The organism is Bacillus sp. CH_48, assembly GCF_038008465.1.
Taxonomy (GTDB): domain Bacteria; phylum Bacillota; class Bacilli; order Bacillales; family Bacillaceae_G; genus Bacillus_A; species Bacillus_A thuringiensis_S.
In genome coordinates this window covers 837,805-853,764 of record NZ_JBBOZF010000001.1, presented here as the reverse complement: position 1 = coordinate 853,764, position 15,960 = coordinate 837,805, and the positions used below count along the sequence as shown (strand labels likewise).

The window sequence follows — 15,960 nt, the reverse complement described above, 5'->3', positions numbered from 1 at the left end:
AGCACATTCTTCATATGAAGAGTGTGCTTTTTAATTTGTACAGTAAGTTATTATTTTAGTTTATGTAATACAAGTGTTTATTCATGTGTAGTGTATCAAATTATGTGGGGAAAGGAAATATTTCCGAGGAAATTGTCGAAGTATCGTCGTTATTTATAAACTTTCTTTTTAAAAGAAGTAATGTATTATTGCCTTTACGGCTCAATTTATTTACATTGTTATTTGGTTATACACAAAAGTAATATATTGGGCAAAAAAGAGTTCTATTCAATAGGGCTCTTTTTATAGATAGAAAGGATTAAGCGATAAATGAAAGAAGTTATTGGATGTCCACAGTGTGAAGGGGATATTACTGTACAACATATTATTGATCTCCCACATCCTTTTTCATTAAGGTGTCCACATTGTAAGGTGAAGTTGAAAGAAATAAGGGTAACGTCATGTTTAATATTAGCGATGATTTGTATAATTCCATTGTTTATTATTATTGGAGAGAGTATTAAGGAATTACTAGTAAAATATTTTTCTATTGTAGACAATGTACCAACTGTACTTATTTTCTTTTTATTTTGTTATCCATTGTATTATTTCTATGAAAAATATAATGCTATATTGTTTATTAAATATGGTTTGCTGAAAGTTAAAAGTTGAATTGAATAGGAGATTATCATTATGCTTTGGAAAATATATTTAGTTATTGTAGCAATGTTAGCTATTATTTCGTTAGTAAGGGGTATGTTTCAAACACCAATTCAAAAGTTTGACTTTGTAGTATCTATTATTACGTGGATAGGGCTCTTTGGTTTTGTATTTGATATACAAATATTAACCTCGATTGTTTGGAAATGTATCTTCTTGTTTAGCGTCATTTGGACTTTAACTGCAGTTTTTGTTTTTCGTTTATATGAAGAGCGAGATGAGCCATTACCTTTTATATTTAAATTAATTGGCATTATTCCAACGCTTCCATTATATTACGGATTATATCAATATGCATTTTAAAAAAGACAACGATGGATTATCCCATCATTGTCTTTTTTACTTTGCTTCTTACATAAATCATCCCAGCAAATGTTAATAAAAATGCTGTCCCGATAATGAAGCTGATGCTAGGTGATGCTCCGATTGCGCCGACTGTAAAGGAGCCAGCAACAACTCCTAATGAGAAGAAGGCATAAAATAATCCGAATGCCTTTCCGCGATTATCGTCTGTAGTATTTTCAACGAGTAAAGCGTTAATAGACGGAAAGAGGATTGCGAATCCAATTCCATAAATCATCATTACAATAAAGAGCATACCTTTTGTAGCAAATAATCCGAGTAAAGATAATGCGAATGCCATAACTGCAATTCCGATTAGCATTAGTTTCGAACGATTAAATCGATCGTAAATACGATTTGTTGGAAGCAAGAAGAAGAGGATAGCAGTAATACCAAATACACTTAACATCATGCCTGTTGTAGATGCTTTAAGCGCTAATGCCTCAACTTTTACTGGTAACATATAAGTGACAATTCCTTGTGAAAACATTAATGTGAAAGCACCAATATATGCTTGTAATAACGGTTCTGATTTTAACAGTTCAATCATATCTTCTTTGTTCATCATTTGCGTTCTTGATGTATCTTTTCTTGATACGTTATTTGGTAAGAAGAATAGAGATACGATTGTACCAAGAGCCATTAAAATAGAAATAGTAATGAAGACCCATTCTACGCCAGCTGTTGCTTTCATAATACCGCTGAAAGCAGGTCCTACGATTGCCGCTGTTCCAACAGCAGCACCAGATAGAGCCATTGCTTTTCCTTGTCTTTTTGCATTTGTTTGTTTTGATAAAAATGTAAAGGCAGCAGGAATTAAAAAGCCATCACTAAATCCATGCATAAAGCGCACAACTAATAGTTGTTCACCACTTTGAACAACGGTGTATAACAAGACTATGAAACTCGTAATTCCCATGCTTATATAAAGGATTTTTTTTGCACCAAATTTATCGACAGCGGCTCCAGCAATAATATTACCAATCATATTAGCGAATGAGTACATACCGACAACTAGCCCGATAATAAGAGGAGTTCCTCCAAGGCTTTGAGCGAAAGTACTCATAATAGGTAATTGTGAAAATGTATCTAAAAATGCCACGATAACGATAAAGTAAATAAAATATTTCAAGCGATATTCACCTCTCCAATGCTATTATGGCACAATGCTAATTTCACCTGCAATGAAATTGAATTAACAGATGTGGAAAAAAGTACAAAGTGACAAAATATTGAACGTTATTTGTAAAAAATTAGTAGGGATGTGATTGTTTTTTTGAAATATATGGATAGAAGTATTATAATAGATTTGTAAACTTCACCAGGTTAAGTATATACATAGAGAGGGATGTATAAAATGAAAGCACTACTTTGGCATAATCAACGTGATGTACGAGTAGAAGAAGTACCAGAACCAACAGTAAAACCAGGAACAGTGAAAATCAAAGTTAAATGGTGTGGTATTTGTGGGACAGACTTGCATGAATATTTAGCAGGGCCTATTTTTATTCCAACAGAAGAACATCCATTAACACATGTGAAAGCACCTGTTATTTTAGGTCATGAGTTTAGTGGTGAGGTAATAGAGATTGGTGAAGGAGTTACATCTCATAAAGTGGGAGACCGCGTTGTTGTAGAACCAATTTATTCTTGTGGTAAATGTGAAGCTTGTAAACATGGACATTACAATGTTTGTGAACAACTTGTTTTCCACGGTCTTGGCGGAGAAGGCGGCGGTTTCTCTGAATATACAGTAGTACCAGAAGATATGGTTCATCACATTCCAGATGAAATGACGTATGAACAAGGTGCGCTTGTAGAACCAGCAGCAGTAGCAGTTCATGCAGTACGTCAAAGTAAATTAAAAGAAGGGGAAGCTGTAGCAGTATTTGGTTGCGGTCCAATTGGACTTCTTGTTATCCAAGCAGCTAAAGCAGCAGGAGCAACTCCTGTTATTGCAGTTGAACTTTCTAAAGAACGTCAAGAGTTAGCGAAATTAGCAGGTGCAGACTATGTATTAAATCCAGCAACTCAAGATGTGCTAGCTGAAATTCGTAACTTAACAAATGGTTTAGGTGTAAATGTTAGCTTTGAAGTAACAGGTGTTGAAGTTGTATTACGCCAAGCGATTGAAAGTACAAGCTTCGAAGGACAAACTGTAATTGTTAGTGTATGGGAAAAAGACGCAACAATTACTCCGAATAATTTAGTATTAAAAGAAAAAGAAGTTATTGGTATTTTAGGATACCGTCACATCTTCCCAGCTGTTATTAAATTAATTAGCTCTGGTCAAATTCAAGCAGAGAAATTAATTACGAAAAAAATTACAGTGGATCAAGTTGTTGAAGAAGGATTTGAAGCACTTGTAAAAGATAAAACACAAGTGAAAATTCTTGTTTCACCTAAATAAGATAGAATCGAAAAGAGTAGCCCTTTTCTAGAAATAGAAGAGGGCTACTTTTTTTCTATACTGAAAGGTGATAGACTTTCCTTTGACTAAATGTATTTTTGTTTGGAAGGGAGAATCTAATGCTTTCATTTTTGTTAACTTTAAAGCGAATGTTAAGAGCCTGTTTACGAGCGTGGAAAGATAAAGAATTTCAAGTATTATTCGTATTAACAATTTTGACTTTAATATCGGGTACGATTTTTTATAGTACGGTTGAAGGGTTACGTCCTTTAGATGCGTTATATTTTAGTGTTGTGACATTGACAACTGTAGGAGATAAAGATTTTAGTCCTCAGACAGATTTTGGAAAGGTTTTCACGATATTATATATATTTATTGGAATGGGATTAGTGTTTGGATTTATTCGTAAGCTGGCAACTAATGTACAATTACCAACGATATTATCAAATAGAAAAAAAGAGTAAAGCATTCAGATGCTTTACTCTTTTTTTACATTAGTTTAGACAAGCCTTAATAATAGTTTATTAAAATGAAAGTGTATTCATTCATTATATTCACTGTGTATAAAGTTATAATGATATGAACATTTGCATATTTTGATTTAGTGATAGAATTTTCATGAAAGGTGGGATATTCTAGTCATAGGTTAACCGGATGACATCATAGGATCCTAACAAAATGTTTACAATAATTCAATTATAAAATGGAGGATTTTATATGAAAAAGAAAGTACTTGCTTTAGCGGCAGCTATTACATTAGTTGCTCCATTACAAAGTGTTGCATTTGCTCATGAAAATGATGGGGGACAGAGATTTGGAGTTATTCCGCGCTGGTCTGCTGAAGATAAACATAAAGAAGGCGTGAATTCTCATTTATGGATTGTAAATCGTGCAATTGATATTATGTCTCGTAATACAACACTTGTAAAACAAGATCGAGTTGCACTATTAAATGAATGGCGTACTGAGTTAGAGAACGGTATTTATGCTGCTGACTATGAAAATCCTTATTATGATAATAGCACATTTGCTTCACATTTCTATGACCCTGACAATGGGAAAACTTATATTCCGTATGCAAAGCAGGCAAAGGAAACTGGAGCTAAATATTTTAAATTAGCTGGTGAGTCTTACAAAAATAAAGATATGAAACAAGCATTCTTCTATTTAGGATTATCTCTTCATTATTTAGGTGATGTAAACCAACCGATGCATGCGGCAAACTTTACGAATCTTTCGTATCCACAAGGATTCCATTCTAAATATGAAAACTTTGTAGATACGATAAAAGATAATTATAAAGTAACGGATGGAAATGGGTATTGGAACTGGAAAGGTACGAATCCAGAAGATTGGATTCATGGAGCGGCAGTAGTTGCGAAGCAAGATTATGCTGGCATTGTAAATGATAATACGAAAGATTGGTTCGTAAGAGCAGCTGTATCACAAGAATATGCAGATAAATGGCGCGCTGAAGTTACACCAATGACAGGTAAGCGTTTAATGGATGCACAACGTGTTACTGCTGGATATATTCAGCTTTGGTTTGATACGTACGGAAATCGTTAAGTATTTGAAGAAGGTCAAATCTCAGAATAGAGTATTTGGCCTTTTTATCACTATACAATACATGGAGGTATGAAACGTGAAAGGTAAATTGCTAAAAGGTGTACTTAGCTTAGGTGTTGGTTTAGGAGCTTTATATAGCGGAACGTCAGCTCAAGCAGAAGCATCTACAAATCAAAATGATACATTAAAAGTGATGACGCATAATGTATATATGCTATCAACAAACTTATATCCAAACTGGGGACAAACTGAGCGTGCTGATTTAATTGGGGCGGCAGATTATATAAAGAATCAAGATGTTGTTATATTAAATGAAGTGTTTGATAATAGCGCATCAGATCGTTTATTAGGCAATTTGAAGAAAGAATATCCAAATCAAACAGCAGTATTAGGTCGTAGTAGTGGAAGCGAATGGGATAAAACGTTAGGGAACTATTCATCTTCAACTCCTGAAGATGGTGGCGTTGCGATTGTCAGCAAATGGCCAATCGCTGAAAAGATTCAATATGTATTTGCAAAAGGATGCGGGCCAGATAATTTATCGAATAAAGGATTTGTATATACGAAAATTAAGAAAAACGATCGCTTCGTTCACGTAATTGGGACGCATTTGCAGGCGGAAGATAGTATGTGCGGAAAAACTTCACCAGCATCTGTACGTACGAACCAATTAAAAGAAATTCAAGATTTTATTAAAAATAAAAATATACCAAATAATGAGTATGTGTTAATTGGTGGTGATATGAACGTAAATAAAATAAATACAGAGAACAAGAATGATTCAGAGTATGCATCTATGTTTAAAACATTGAACGCTTCTGTACCATCTTATACTGGACATACAGCGACTTGGGATGCAACGACAAACAGTATTGCAAAATATAATTTCCCTGATAGTCCTGCTGAGTATTTAGATTATATTATTGCAAGTAAAGACCATGCGAACCCACCGTATATAGAGAATAAGGTGTTACAGCCGAAATCTCCACAATGGACTGTTACATCATGGTTCCAAAAATATACGTATAATGATTACTCTGATCATTATCCAGTAGAGGCGACTATTTCTATGAAGTAGTTTCAAAAAGTTTCTTCGTAAAGAAGAAACTTTTTTTATTTGCAAACAGGAAAATCACACTTTCTTTCCAATATGTATAAGACATATTGAGAAGAGGAGAGAAAAATGTGGATCGAGGAATTTTTAAAGAAGTTCCATTACCGTGTGCATTTTTGGATGAAGTGGCTTTAGATAGAAATATTCAATCAATTATAGAGTTAAGTGGAAATAAGAAGATTCGTATAGCGAGTAAATCGTTACGTTCTGTTCCGATTATGCAAAAGATTTTAGCTGCAAATGATCGATTTCAAGGTATTATGTGCTTTTCACCTAGAGAGACTTTATTTTTAATAGAACAAGGATTTAATGATTTATTGCTTGGATATCCTGCTTATGATGAAAGAGCTTTGTATGAAATTAGTTTGCTAACAAAGAAAGGTTTCATTATAACTTGTATGGTGGATTGTGAAGAGCATATTGTGTATTTAGAAAAAATTGCTGAGAAATCTAAAGGATGTTTTCGTGTTTGTTTGGATATTGATATGAGTAGTCGTTTCTTTCAATTTCATTTTGGTGTACAAAGATCCCCAGTAAAAAATGTGCAGGATGCGTTGAAAGTAGTAGAAAAGGTGAGAAGGTCATCATATTTAATGTTAGATGGTGTGATGGGTTATGAAGCTCAAATTGCTGGGGTAGGCGATCGTATACCAAATCAATGGCTGAAAAGTAAGGTGATTTCGTATTTAAAGAAGAAATCAGTGTTAGAAGTTAAAGAAAGAAGAGAACATATTGTAAAAGCAATACAAAACCTTGGTATTGAGCTAAGGTTTGTAAATGGAGGCGGAACAGGAAGCATAAAAACAACTGAGAAAGATAATTCAGTTTCAGAGATTACAATAGGTTCTGCTTTTTATTCTCCGAAGCTGTTTGATTATTATAAAGAGGTGAAATTTCATCCAGCGATCGGATTTGCCTTACCAGTTGTGCGTAAACCAGTCCCGTTTATTTACACTTGCCTAGGTGGTGGATATATTGCTTCAGGAGCAGTTGGAAAAGATAAAGAGCCTGAAGTTTGGAGACCAAAGGGTGCAAAACTATTAGCTTTAGAAGGTGCTGGCGAGGTACAAACGCCAATTTTTTATAACGGCGAGGAACGAGTGGACATAGGAGAGTCCATTTTGTTTCGTCATAGTAAGGCTGGTGAATTATGTGAACGCTTTCCTTTTTTGTATCGTGTTAAACAAGGAGAGATTGTTGGGGAGTATTCAACATATCGGGGGGATGGCCAATGCTTTCTATAAAGGGACAAAGGTGGAGGAATTGGACAGGGAATGTAGAAGGAACGCCGCATTATACGATGTATCCAGAAAGTATACAAGATGTAGTAGAAGTAGTGGGGGTTGCACGAAAAAAGGGGCAGAAAATTCGTGTTGTTGGTTCAGGACACTCGTTTACACCCCTTGTGCAAACGGAAGAAGTTTTAGTTTCTTTAGATGAATTGAAGGGCATTGTGAATATTGATGAAGAGAAGATGGTCGCTGAAGTGTGGGCAGGAACAAAGTTATATGATTTAGGGAAGTTACTTGAGGAAAAAGGTTATGCGCAAGAAAATTTAGGGGATATTGATTCGCAATCTATTGCAGGAGCGATTAGTACGGGGACTCATGGAACGGGTATTACCTTTGGGAGCTTATCAACACAAGTTATAGAGATTACGGCAGTTTTATCTAATGGTGAGAGTATAGTTTGTTCGGAAGCTGAGAACGTAAAATATTGGAGAGCGTTTCAGTTGTCACTTGGAATGTTAGGTATCATTGTAAAGATAAAATTGAAGGTTATTCCAGCGTATTCACTCGTTTATGAAAGTGAAAAACAGTCATTATCTACTGTAATGAACAAACTAGAAGAGTATAAGAAGCATCGTCACTTTGAATTTTTCGTTTTTCCTTATTCTGATGAAGTACAAGTAAAACTTACGAACGAAACAACGAATACAGGCAGTGATTTGAAATGGCATAAACTAAAGGTGGAGTTACTTGAAAATAGGATGTTCTCTTTACTATCTAAAGGGTGTAAATGGTTTCCTTCTATAAGTAAAGGAGTGAGTCGATTATCAGCTAAGGCTGTACCAAACACAAAAATAATTGGCCCGAGCTATGAAGTATTTGCTACATCACGTACGGTACCATTTTATGAAATGGAGTATAGCATTCCTTCAAAGTATATGAGGACTGTGGTAGAAGAAATCTCAAATCTTATTGAAAAGAAAAAGTATAAGGTGCACTTCCCGATCGAATGCCGCTATGTGAAAGGTGATGATATATGGCTTAGTCCAGCCTATGGAAGAGATTCAGCGTATATCGCTGTTCATATGTATAAAGGTATGAAATATGCTGCTTACTTTGGCGAAGTGGAAAAAATTTTTCTGAAGTATGAAGGGCGTCCGCATTGGGGGAAAATGCATACATTATCGTATGAGCAATTACAAGATATATATCCAGAGTTTCATTCGTTTTTACAGGCGAGGAAGTCTCTAGATGAACTTGGAATGTTTTTTAATCCTTATGGAGAAAAGTTATTTATCCCGCATTAACGGGCAGTAATACTCCCATCTCAAAATTCGGTGGGAGATAACCGCTCGTTTTGGGAGGGTTGATTAAAGTTTCACATTATGTATATGAAAAAGCTGACAAATAATTATTTGTCAGCTTTTTTTAGTGTAATTGCATTTCTTGTATGACTAATATGCTCATAAAATAGTAGTTTATCACGGCTAAATACATGCAGTAAAACATGAATAATAAACAGGCCGTTAATGATGAATAGGAATAACAATGTAACGAGTAATACTAAAGGTTCTGTATGATTTAACATAGAACTACTAGAAAGAATATAATTGATTCCGCCTAACGCAAAATAAAATATACCGTATCGAATAAATAGTTCTTTTAATGTAATACGATCTGATTTTCCTTTCAGGTGAATGCGAAGCAATGCTTTCCCAATTGTTTTTCCATTCGTAAAGTATGGAATAATAATAAAGTAAATAAGGATTGAACACGTAATGAAAATGAGTTCATACATATTGGTGTAAGATTGCATATTAGAAACGAAGAAAGAATTTCCTTTGTTTTTAATGACAGGTACAACGATAGATAAGAAAATCCAATCAATTTGCATCGCGATAAGACGACGAATGAATCCGACTGGTTTCGTTTCCAAATCAATATGACTATCTAACTCGTTTGTTTTTGGAAGGAAGTACGTAAATATTGGTGCAATGATAAAACCAATTACGCCACCTAATGTATTTAAAAACAAATCATCGATATCAAATAATCGGTATGCACAATTGTATATACCGTATAATCCAGTCACTTGTGTTAGCTCGAAAAATAGTGAAAGGAAAAAGGAAATGCAAATTGTTTGTAGGAAACTACGTCGGAAATAATAACGTAAGTAAATACCGAATGGAACAGTTAATAGAACATTAAATGCAACTTGTAAAAAAGCAGACTCTTTTAATAAGTAGAAATAAGTAGCCGGTTTCGTTAAAACTGCCGATGTATGACTACTAATCTCTTGTATGAAATAAAATGGTGAGAGTTGCATGTGTTGTGTATTAGCCGATTGTAGGCTACAAGTATCAAACGTTTGTGGCAACGGCAAAATAACAAGAAAATAGGCATTTAATAAGTAAAGTAATAATGAGTATAAAATAAATGAGCGCCATTTATTTAAATAACCGTATTTTCGATAATTAAATATTAGAAAAGGGATTAAAAGAAACATTGCTAAAAAAGGAAATAAAATAAATGCTGTTTTTACTGGAAATAAATATGCAGTCAAAGTGAAACTCCTTTCAATAAAAATTCGTTTATCATTATAGCGCTAAAAATATTTAAATACAAAGTTAAAATCTTTCGAAATAGAAATAATTACTAATTTTATAGGAATTAAGTTATAATAAATTTAATATAAGGATATTATGATTATGTAAGTTGAGAGAGGGTACAAGAGATGCGATATGAACTTTTTTCTGTAAGTGGGGATCATATTACGACTTTTGAAAGTGCATGGCGTTTTCAGGAGGGAGAACAGATTTTTGTTCATGATGATCAAACAAAACGAAACTTTATTATTATTCGTCTGACGCATGATGTATTTCAACAAAATAAACATGTTATTCGTTTGTATTGTCAAGAAAAGAAAGTGTATGCATAAGAGAAGCCCTCTTACAGTATGAAAAGTAAGAGGGCTCTTTATCCCGCTATTTGTGGGAAGCACGATTGGTGAGGATTAAAGTTTCACTTTATCATTTTTCTCCTCGCAAGGAATAAAAAGAGAAGAGTTAATGCACATAGGTAGCATTTGATTTGGAAGAAAGGATATAGCCTTGTATTTTGTACTTCAAAGTTACATGGCCTTCTCTTTGAGAAAGCCATGTATGGTAATCTTGTTGTGTTTTCCATAACATACGAAACATATATTCTGTCTTATCATTTGTACGATGAACATGTGAAAACTCTATGTTAATAAAACCGTTCGTTCCAGGGGAAGGATAATATTGTTTAAGCTCACAAAGTAGCTCACTTTCATATCCGTACTTAATGTGAATGAGTTTAGTAACTATAAGCATATAAACACCTCTTTTACGATAATAGTAGGAAAGATAGAATTACTATAATAGTGAACTTGATCGTTATTATACTATTCTGGAAATTCGAAGTAAATGATAGGTTTTAACTTAATAAAGGTATAAAAAAGCGAGTCATCTAGTGTAATAGAATGACTCGCTTTCGATTTGTAAGTTTCACTTTATAAGAAAATAAGAGTAAGTACACCTACGATAATACAATAGAAAGAGAAATACTTTAAATTTCCTTTTGCCATAATGTTCATAAACCATTTTAGTGAAATATACGTCATGATAAATGTTGCGATGAATGCAACGACATATGGTACGAATAATGTGTCTAGATTTGGATCATTTGCAATGTCTGTAATGCTTAACAATAAGCCACCTAAGCTAACAGGAATGTATAGTAAGAATGAGAAGCGAAGAGCTGTTTCTTGCTTCATACCAAGTAACATTGCTGCTACGATTGTGGCACCAGATCGGCTTATTCCAGGAATCAGTGCGCAAGCTTGTGCTAATCCGACGATGATTGCATCTTTCATAGAAAGGTCGCCATCATTTTTACGACCGCGTAAATTTCTAATAATCCAAAGGCCGACAGCAGTAATAAGAAGGGAAATCCCAACCATCTTCACACCTTTTAAGTACTGATCGATGTAATCTTTAAATAAAACACCAATAACACCTGCTGGAATGGTTGCAATAACAAGATAAATAATAAAGAAGAAATCTGATTTCGCGTCTTCTGCTCTTGTAAATATATAAGAGAGACCATTCTTCGTCAGACGAATTAAATCATTTCTATAAATAAGTAATACAGCTAATAATGAAGCTGAATTAACAAGTAGTTCGAAGCTAAATCCTTCTATTTTTAGTTCTAGCAAATGTTGTGCTAAAACGAGGTGACCACTTGAAGAAATCGGAATTGGTTCTGTTAGTCCTTGGAACAGACCGAGAATTAAATATTTTAAAACGTAGTAAAATTGTTCCATAATAACCTCCTTGTTTATTAGTTGAAAGAAACAACTTTTCCATTATAACAAAGATATGGATGAATATTGAAAAGAAATAAATATTCGAAATAAAATAAAAATCCCTTATAGCAGTATAAGGGATTTTTATTTTTAATTAAGAAGTTACTGTTCCTTGAAGACTTTTAGACAATTGAACATCGACTTTTTCAGCATCATGAATATGATTCATAATAGTAGTATTTAATTTTTGGAACATTTGTTGTGTGTTAGCGAATTCTCGTAATATGTCATCATTACAAGACTTTTGGTTTTCAATAGCCTTAATAACATTTGTAGCGCCATTTTGTAACGTTTGAATCATAACTAAAATATTTTCAATTCTAGCGTTTGTATCGGCGCTCATTTCTACACCTTCATCGACTAAATGTAAATTATCTTTTGTATTATCGTATGCTTTTTCAATTTCTTCTTGAATTTTTTTCGTTAAGTTGCCGATGTTTTTTGTGCTTTCTGCTGTACTTTCCGCTAGTTTTCTTACTTCATTGGCAACGACAGCGAATCCTTTACCGTGCTCTCCAGCACGTGCGGCTTCAATACTCGCATTTAAGGCAAGTAAATTTGTTTGTGCTGCAATGTTTTGAATGACTTCTACAATTTGCTCGATTTCCTTTGAGCGTTCGCTTAGATGATTCATACTATTAGACGTGCGTTGAGATTGTTCACCTAATTTATTAATTACAATAAGTAAGCGGTGAACGGATTCTTTTCCTTCATTAGAGCAGTCAATAATTTCTGCAATAGACTGAATTAAGCTTTGTTCCTTTTGCAACATTTCATTATTTAACTCATTGGAATGTGTCGTACGTGTTGAAACATTTTCGAAACATGAACTTAATTGTTGAACTAAATTTTGGAGTGTATTGTGTTGGTTATTTACAAGTTGATGCTCTTGTACAACGCTTTGTACACGATCGTGGATAGTCGAAATAGTCTCTTGTTTTTCAATATCTTTTTGTTTCAATTCTGCTTCTAATTCTTGTATACGCTCTTCTAATTGAGCAATTGTATGTTGGAGTGATTTCTTTTGAGTAAACATATATTTATTTCAACCGCCTTCAAAAGTTATATTTTCTCTATATTTGGATTTTAGCATCTTTTGTATTTTTTAAATATAGGAATTGTTAAATATTTAAGAATCTATTACATTTTATTCATAATTCTCTTTTTTTCGTCACGAAAAATAAACTGTATTTAATCGTTTTGTAAACAAACTGTAAAATAAATCATGTATAACTGTATAAGAAGGGAGTCGGATTATGAACTATTTTAAGCGAATCAGTAGTCTAGTATTAGCAGGAATTATCGTTCTTTCTAGTACAGTCGCTGTAAAAGCAGAGTCAAACGACGAGAAACTTAACAACATGCAACAGCAATTGCAACAAAACGATGCAGAAATGCAAAAGAAAGAGCAAGAGAAGCAAGCTGTTAGTAAAGAAATTAAAGGTATTGAAAACGAACTACATAATTTAAATAATACAATTGCAAAAAATAAAGAGGATCAAGCTGCTATTCAACGTAAAATCGATGAAACACATAAGCAGATTGAGCAAAAAAAGCAAGAAATTGTCGTTTTAGAGGATAAAGTCCTTGCTCGTAAAGATATTATGAGAAAACGTATGGTTTCTGTTCAAAACAGTTCAAATACAAGTTTAGTAGTAGAAGTTGTGGTAGAGTCAAAAAACTTTGCAGACTTCTTACAACGTATGAATGCAGTTTCTACTATTCTAGAAGCTGATAAAGAAATTTTACGTCTACAAGAACAAGATCTTCGTCAAATTGAAGAAGATAAGAAAACAATTGACGAAAAAGAAGCATCTTTAGTAGTAGACAAACAAAAATTAGCAAAAGCACAAGCTGAACTGCAAGATAACTTGAAAAAACGTCAAGATAACTTACAAGCAGTTCAAGCTAAATATAATGAGGTTGCAAGTCAACTTAATTTAGCTACGGAAGAGAAAGCTAAAATTGAGTCAAATATGAAGGCAGTACAAGAAACGATTGCTCGTGAGCAAGAAGCAGCAAGAATCGCAGCGGAAGAGCGTGCAAAAGCAGAAGCGGCTGCAAAGGCTGAGCAAGAAGCTTTAGCGAAAGCACAAGCGGAAATTGCTGAAAAGCAAAAGCAAGAAAAAGCTAGTAAACCAGCTAAACCAGCTGAACCTGTTGTTAGTAATAATTCGAAGGTAGAGCCTGAACAACCTTCGAAACCAGCTGCTGGTGGGAAAGAACTTTATGTACACGCAACAGCTTATACAGCAGATCCATCTGAAAATGGTTATGGATCAGGTCAACAAGTATACTCTGCATGGGGACCAGGTGGTAAACCTTATAATTTAACTGCAAACCCAGGAATGAAATTAATTGCTGTAGATCCAAGTGTTATTCCATTAGGTTCTATTGTATATGTTGAAGGTTATGGGCAAGCAATTGCAGCAGATACTGGTGGCGCAATTAAAGGTCACAAAATCGATGTTTTAATGCCAGATAAAGCTTCATCTAGTAATTGGGGCAGAAAAAATGTTAAAGTGACAATTTTAAACTAACATAAAATCCAACTTTACAATGTAAAGTTGGATTTTTTTATAATATTAATGTTAAGTTGAGTTTACATTTTGTTAAGGTAAGCATACAATAATGGTGAGAGGTGGTAAATTTGACCATTTTAAATAGAGTAAAAGAATTAAGAGCAAGATTTAATTTTTCGCAAAGTGTATTAGCAGAAAAGGTTGGAGTAACGAGACAAACAATTGCAGCAATTGAAAAAGGGGATTACGTTCCTTCGTTGTTATTAGCGCTTATGATTTGTGATGTGTTCCAGTTAAAGATGGAAGATGTGTTTGTTTTAAATAAGGAGGGGGAAGAGGATGAATAGACTCGTATTTTCCTATATGCTAAATGTACTTTTAATGGTATTAGCAGGCTGGGCTTTTATTGAGTTATATTATTTTACTATTGAAGTCGCTAATTTTATTCAAACGAAGAGAGTACCATTCGAAATTTCAATAAGTTTAATACCGCTCGGGTTACTTTTAACATTTGGTATTGTATCGACCGTTATTTATAAAATTCAAAAGAAAAAATATAAAGAGCTCTCGTATTGGATGTTTCCACTATTATTTCCTCAAGAAGATGAGCGTGAAAAGGCAATTACAGAAAAGGCTTGTCGTACTACATTTATGTCATTATGGTATGTGTTGCCTTGTGCAGTTGGTTTTTTAACTCTTTCTCCAATTGTTATTCTATATGTTCCTGCATATCCGATATATATTGCATTTAGTATCTTCTTTATTCAGATGACGATCTTTCACGTATCACTATACCGAAATAAATTAGCTTAAAAAGAAACCTTCTTGCACCGGCAAGAAGGTTTCTTTTCAGCTAATACTTGTACATATGGCGATATTATTTTATCATTTTATATAGAGTAAGATTTTGTAAGGGAAAGGAATTGTATATGAATAAGCAAAGAATTTATAGTATAGTAGCAATCCTGCTATTTGTTGTAGGTGGGGTGTTAATTGGAAAGCCATTTTATGATGGATATCAGGCTGAAAAGAAACAGACTGAAAATGTGCAGGCTGTTCAAAAGATGGATTATGAAAAGCATGAGACGGAATTTGTAGATGCTTCCAAAATTAATCAACCAGACTTGGCGGAAGTAGCGAATGCATCATTAGATAAGAAACAAGTAATTGGTCGTATTTCGATTCCAAGTGTTTCAGTAGAACTGCCTGTTTTGAAAGCTTCTACTGAAAAAAACTTATTAACAGGTGCAGCGACAGTAAAAGAGAATCAAGTTATGGGAAAAGGAAATTACGCACTAGCAGGACATAACATGTCTAAAAAAGGTGTTTTATTTAGTGATATAGCTTCTTTGAAAAAAGGCGATAAAATTTATTTGTATGACAATGAAAATGAATATGAGTATGCGGTTACTGGTGTATCTGAAGTAACTCCTGATAAGTGGGAAGTTGTGGAGGATCATGGGAAAGATGAGATAACGCTTATTACATGTGTATCTGTAAAGGATAATTCTAAGCGTTATGTTGTTGCTGGTGATTTAGTAGGAACGAAGGCGAAGAAGTAAAAAAGAAGGTGAACTCTTTAAAGAGTTCACCTTCTTTTTTACTAATGTTGAGAAAAAATAGAATGTTTTGGTTTGTATTTAAGTATTCTTCTATTTGTGTATAATAAAGTTATAATTCTATATTTT

17 protein-coding genes and 1 pseudogene are annotated in these 15,960 nt (G+C 33.7%); 13 read left to right on the top strand and 5 right to left on the bottom strand.

Going from position 1 to position 15,960, the window contains the following annotated elements:
- The first annotated feature begins 309 nt into the window (after nucleotides 1-309).
- Both N2V92_RS04155 and N2V92_RS04150 read left to right on the top strand, forming a co-directional pair.
- A complete protein-coding gene (locus N2V92_RS04155; protein WP_000665762.1) occupies nucleotides 310-651 on the top strand; it encodes a hypothetical protein in 342 nt (113 codons plus the stop codon).
- Between the two features lie 21 nt (nucleotides 652-672).
- The gene (locus N2V92_RS04150) at nucleotides 673-1,002 is read left to right on the top strand and encodes a hypothetical protein (protein ID WP_000964465.1); all 330 of its coding nucleotides are present in this window, start codon (nucleotides 673-675) and stop codon (nucleotides 1,000-1,002) included.
- A 16-nt stretch (nucleotides 1,003-1,018) separates the two neighbouring features.
- Here the strand turns inward: N2V92_RS04150 and N2V92_RS04145 are convergent, their stop codons facing one another.
- Nucleotides 1,019-2,173 (bottom strand): MFS transporter, encoded by a 1,155-nt coding sequence (locus N2V92_RS04145; RefSeq protein ID WP_000873268.1) that lies wholly within the window; start codon nucleotides 2,171-2,173, stop codon nucleotides 1,019-1,021.
- Between the two features lie 225 nt (nucleotides 2,174-2,398).
- Here N2V92_RS04145 and bdhA point away from each other — a divergent pair, with 225 nt between their 5' ends.
- From bdhA to N2V92_RS04115, 6 genes are all read left to right on the top strand, one after another.
- A complete protein-coding gene (gene bdhA, locus N2V92_RS04140; protein ID WP_000645827.1) occupies nucleotides 2,399-3,451 on the top strand; it encodes a (R,R)-butanediol dehydrogenase in 1,053 nt (350 codons plus the stop codon).
- A 119-nt stretch (nucleotides 3,452-3,570) separates the two neighbouring features.
- A complete protein-coding gene (locus N2V92_RS04135) occupies nucleotides 3,571-3,915 on the top strand; it encodes a potassium channel family protein (protein ID WP_000948213.1) in 345 nt (114 codons plus the stop codon).
- Nucleotides 3,916-4,168: 253 nt separating this feature from the next.
- Nucleotides 4,169-5,020 (top strand): phospholipase CerA, encoded by an 852-nt coding sequence (gene cerA, locus N2V92_RS04130; RefSeq protein ID WP_000730997.1) that lies wholly within the window; start codon nucleotides 4,169-4,171, stop codon nucleotides 5,018-5,020.
- 76 nt (nucleotides 5,021-5,096) lie between these two features.
- A complete protein-coding gene (sph, locus tag N2V92_RS04125) occupies nucleotides 5,097-6,098 on the top strand; it encodes a sphingomyelinase C (protein ID WP_000676800.1) in 1,002 nt (333 codons plus the stop codon).
- Between the two features lie 107 nt (nucleotides 6,099-6,205).
- Entirely contained in the window at nucleotides 6,206-7,378 is a 1,173-nt protein-coding gene (locus tag N2V92_RS04120; RefSeq protein ID WP_000373750.1) for an amino acid deaminase/aldolase, read from the top strand.
- Nucleotides 7,366-8,670: a D-arabinono-1,4-lactone oxidase gene (locus N2V92_RS04115; RefSeq protein WP_000948965.1), complete on the top strand. Its 1,305-nt coding sequence runs from the start codon at nucleotides 7,366-7,368 to the stop codon at nucleotides 8,668-8,670. Before N2V92_RS04120 ends, N2V92_RS04115 begins: the two co-directional genes overlap by 13 nt.
- 104 nt (nucleotides 8,671-8,774) lie before the next feature.
- Here the strand turns inward: N2V92_RS04115 and N2V92_RS04110 are convergent, their stop codons facing one another.
- Nucleotides 8,775-9,926, bottom strand: a complete 1,152-nt coding sequence (locus N2V92_RS04110; RefSeq protein WP_000128030.1) for a VanZ family protein — start codon at nucleotides 9,924-9,926, stop codon at nucleotides 8,775-8,777.
- Between the two features lie 171 nt (nucleotides 9,927-10,097).
- Here N2V92_RS04110 and N2V92_RS04105 point away from each other — a divergent pair, with 171 nt between their 5' ends.
- Complete coding sequence (locus tag N2V92_RS04105; protein ID WP_001268332.1) at nucleotides 10,098-10,301, top strand: hypothetical protein; 204 nt, start codon at nucleotides 10,098-10,100, stop codon at nucleotides 10,299-10,301.
- Between the two features lie 127 nt (nucleotides 10,302-10,428).
- Here the strand turns inward: N2V92_RS04105 and N2V92_RS04100 are convergent, their stop codons facing one another.
- The 3 genes and pseudogenes from N2V92_RS04100 to N2V92_RS29980 form a co-directional block, all read right to left on the bottom strand.
- A complete protein-coding gene (locus N2V92_RS04100) occupies nucleotides 10,429-10,716 on the bottom strand; it encodes a hypothetical protein (RefSeq protein ID WP_000909751.1) in 288 nt (95 codons plus the stop codon).
- A 179-nt stretch (nucleotides 10,717-10,895) separates the two neighbouring features.
- Complete coding sequence (locus N2V92_RS04095; protein ID WP_000434788.1) at nucleotides 10,896-11,708, bottom strand: undecaprenyl-diphosphate phosphatase; 813 nt, start codon at nucleotides 11,706-11,708, stop codon at nucleotides 10,896-10,898.
- Nucleotides 11,709-11,844: 136 nt separating this feature from the next.
- Nucleotides 11,845-12,375: pseudogene (locus tag N2V92_RS29980) on the bottom strand (methyl-accepting chemotaxis protein); the annotation flags it as partial.
- A 631-nt stretch (nucleotides 12,376-13,006) separates the two neighbouring features.
- Between N2V92_RS29980 and N2V92_RS04085 the strand changes: the two are divergent.
- The 4 genes from N2V92_RS04085 (at nucleotide 13,007) to N2V92_RS04070 (ending at nucleotide 15,834) form a co-directional block, all read left to right on the top strand.
- A complete protein-coding gene (locus tag N2V92_RS04085; RefSeq protein ID WP_016078611.1) occupies nucleotides 13,007-14,290 on the top strand; it encodes a 3D domain-containing protein in 1,284 nt (427 codons plus the stop codon).
- 110 nt (nucleotides 14,291-14,400) lie between these two features.
- Nucleotides 14,401-14,619 carry a helix-turn-helix transcriptional regulator gene (locus tag N2V92_RS04080; RefSeq protein WP_000154007.1) on the top strand — a complete coding sequence of 73 codons (219 nt, stop codon included), beginning with the start codon at nucleotides 14,401-14,403 and terminating at the stop codon, nucleotides 14,617-14,619.
- Entirely contained in the window at nucleotides 14,612-15,085 is a 474-nt protein-coding gene (locus N2V92_RS04075) for a hypothetical protein (protein WP_001081104.1), read from the top strand. The genes N2V92_RS04080 and N2V92_RS04075 overlap by 8 nt, the downstream gene beginning before the upstream one ends.
- 116 nt (nucleotides 15,086-15,201) lie before the next feature.
- The gene (locus N2V92_RS04070; RefSeq protein ID WP_001041729.1) at nucleotides 15,202-15,834 is read left to right on the top strand and encodes a class A sortase; all 633 of its coding nucleotides are present in this window, start codon (nucleotides 15,202-15,204) and stop codon (nucleotides 15,832-15,834) included.
- Nucleotides 15,835-15,960: the final 126 nt, after the last annotated feature.

Excerpts from the sequence above, each read along its gene's own strand:
- bdhA (WP_000645827.1), top strand. The coding sequence starts at position 2,399 with ATGAAAGCACTACTTTGGCATAATCAACGTGATGTACGAGTAGAAGAA.
- N2V92_RS04070 (WP_001041729.1), top strand. The coding sequence starts at position 15,202 with ATGAATAAGCAAAGAATTTATAGTATAGTAGCAATCCTGCTATTTGTT.
- N2V92_RS04075 (WP_001081104.1), top strand. The coding sequence starts at position 14,612 with ATGAATAGACTCGTATTTTCCTATATGCTAAATGTACTTTTAATGGTA.
- N2V92_RS04100 (WP_000909751.1), bottom strand. The coding sequence starts at position 10,716 with ATGCTTATAGTTACTAAACTCATTCACATTAAGTACGGATATGAAAGT.
- N2V92_RS04155 (WP_000665762.1), top strand. The coding sequence starts at position 310 with ATGAAAGAAGTTATTGGATGTCCACAGTGTGAAGGGGATATTACTGTA.
- N2V92_RS04085 (WP_016078611.1), top strand. The coding sequence starts at position 13,007 with ATGAACTATTTTAAGCGAATCAGTAGTCTAGTATTAGCAGGAATTATC.
- N2V92_RS04105 (WP_001268332.1), top strand. The coding sequence starts at position 10,098 with ATGCGATATGAACTTTTTTCTGTAAGTGGGGATCATATTACGACTTTT.
- cerA (WP_000730997.1), top strand. The coding sequence starts at position 4,169 with ATGAAAAAGAAAGTACTTGCTTTAGCGGCAGCTATTACATTAGTTGCT.
- N2V92_RS04115 (WP_000948965.1), top strand. The coding sequence starts at position 7,366 with ATGCTTTCTATAAAGGGACAAAGGTGGAGGAATTGGACAGGGAATGTA.
- N2V92_RS04095 (WP_000434788.1), bottom strand. The coding sequence starts at position 11,708 with ATGGAACAATTTTACTACGTTTTAAAATATTTAATTCTCGGTCTGTTC.
- N2V92_RS04135 (WP_000948213.1), top strand. The coding sequence starts at position 3,571 with ATGCTTTCATTTTTGTTAACTTTAAAGCGAATGTTAAGAGCCTGTTTA.
- N2V92_RS04150 (WP_000964465.1), top strand. The coding sequence starts at position 673 with ATGCTTTGGAAAATATATTTAGTTATTGTAGCAATGTTAGCTATTATT.